Here is a 2,200-nt window from a genome sequence, read left to right as displayed (position 1 = left end):
GAAGTGAGTGCAACCGAGCACCAGCGTATCCGGCTTATCCTCCCCCTCCAGCCAGTCGGCCAATACCTCGCGCAGCAGCGCCATATTGACCGGCAGGCCCGCCAGCTTGTGTTCGGCTTCTATAACCAGCTCGGTGGTGCCCTTGAGCAGCACCCGCTTGCCGGGGGCAAACTGGGCGATCAGTTCGTGGGTATAGTCGCGGCTGACGGTGCCTGGAGTGGCCAGCAGACCGATACAACCGTTGCGAGTCTGCGCGGCGGCGGGCTTGATGGCTGGCACCACCCCCACCACGGGAATATCCAGAGCCTCGCGCAGGGCCGGCAGCGCTATGGTGCTGGCCGTGTTGCAGGCAATCACCACCAGATCGATATGATGACGGGCCACCATGGTGGTCACCAAGCGGGTGCAGGCAGCAATCAGGGCGGGCTCGCTCAATTCACCATAGGGGAAGTTGGCATTATCGAAGCAGTAGAAATAGTTGTGTGCCGGCAGGACGCGGCGGATCTCGCGGTAGATGGTCAGGCCACCCATACCGGAATCAAACACGAGAATATTGGCCACTTGAGCTCCCCTTTGGTGCAAGGCGGCGATCATACTCCCGCCTGCCGCCAATAGAAAAGGCCCTGCCAATGGCAGGGCCTCGGTTTTTCAAGGATGAACCGAATAAAGCATCAGAAGCGGTAGTCGGCAGTCACTTTGAACTCGGAACCCGGCGATGCGTAACCATAAGCGGGGGCGTAATCACGATCGAACACGTTATCGATACGTCCAGCCAAGGTAAATTGCTGAGTCACCTCGTAACTGGTAGCCAGGTTCAACAGCGTATAGGCACTGAGTTCCACCCGCTGGCTAGTCGCCCAGTTGTTGTCATAGCGCTTGCCCACATAGAGCAGTTCAGCAGTTAGTGTTGCGGCATCGAATCGGGTATCTGCGATCCAGCTGCCTTTATGTTCAGCTCTACGCAGCAGCTGCAAATCCTGGTTACCCGTATCTTTGGCTCTGGTGTAGTCGTAGCTCAAACGATGATGCACAGGTCCGGTGTCGATGCCGAGCTCCGTTTCCACTCCTTTGATATCCGCCGTGGTATTTTTGGGGTTGCAGGTGTAGCTCATGCTGGTCAGGCAATAAATCAGATTGTCGATGCGGTTGCGATACAGATTCACAGACCAATCCCAGGCCGAATAGCGACCTGACAGGCCCAACTCCAGGTTTTTGCTCTCTTCCGGCTTGAGTGTCGGATTCTCAGACCCTGGATAATAGAGCTGGTTGAAGGTGGGGGCCTTGAAGCCAGTACCGTAACTCAACCGGACATTATGGTTCTCATCGATATCCAGCCCGCTGGCGGCAGACCAAGTGTTGTGACGACCATATTGCTGGTTGTCATCGGTCCGACCGGACAGTTCCCATAGCAGCGCCTGCCAACGATAGCTTCCCACAGCAAACAGACCGGTATTGTCACGACCAGGAGCGTTGAAGGTTTTTCCATAGCCGCGGGAGTCTGATTTCATCTCCTCACGCTGCCAATCTGCGCCACCGGTCAGATTAACCCCTTCGATACCGTTCCAACTATTGATCCAGGAGAAACGGGTTAAACCAGTATGAATAGGCTCACCGCTAGCCTCTCCTTTAGCCTCCTGCCAAGTCTTCAGCTTGTTCTCACCGTAACTGGCTTCAAGTCGACTGATCAGATCCTTACCCTGGAACTTGACACCACCATCATATTGGAAAGCCTGTACCCGACTCTGATCCGTGCTGCCATCTGTGTCGGTAAGATTGTCATAGCCTTGAGCATTGAAATCCGCGCTCCATGCATCATTAAAAGCGTGGTTCAAACCAATTTGACCATTGCGGCCGGAGAAACCATCCCGATCCGGCTGCTGGACATTGGCTACGACATCAAAACCATCGGTACGCTCGTAGCCGATCAGCATGTTCATATCGGTTTTTTGACCCAATGACTGAACCGTTCTGAGCTCGCCCTGACCATAGCCATGGCTCCCAGCACCGCCCTTCAGGTGTGTCTCGCTGCCATTTTTGGCGGATGTTTTGGTGATGAGGTTGATAACGCCGCCAATGGCATCGGAACCATACACTGCCGCGCGTGGGCCACGGATATACTCGATGCGCTCGATATTGCCGAGCGGGATTTGGCTGAGATCAGGCGTACCCGCCACCATGGCTGCAATCGGACGACCATTCA

The 2,200-nt window shown here is 55.4% G+C and carries 2 protein-coding genes; both read right to left on the bottom strand.

Features of this window, described 5'->3' with window-relative positions:
- Positions 1-561, bottom strand: a 561-nt coding sequence (murI, locus tag AACR14_RS15270) for a glutamate racemase (RefSeq protein ID WP_019446792.1), incomplete at its 3' end; no start/stop codon positions are given.
- Between the two features lie 110 nt (positions 562-671).
- A partial coding sequence (locus tag AACR14_RS15265) for a TonB-dependent receptor domain-containing protein (protein ID WP_019446791.1) occupies positions 672-2,200 on the bottom strand: 1,529 nt, incomplete at its 5' end.

This window comes from Aeromonas sp. 159, from assembly GCF_963862045.1.
In the GTDB taxonomy this organism is placed as follows: domain Bacteria; phylum Pseudomonadota; class Gammaproteobacteria; order Enterobacterales; family Aeromonadaceae; genus Aeromonas; species Aeromonas veronii.
This window is presented reverse-complemented; position numbering and strand designations above follow the sequence as displayed.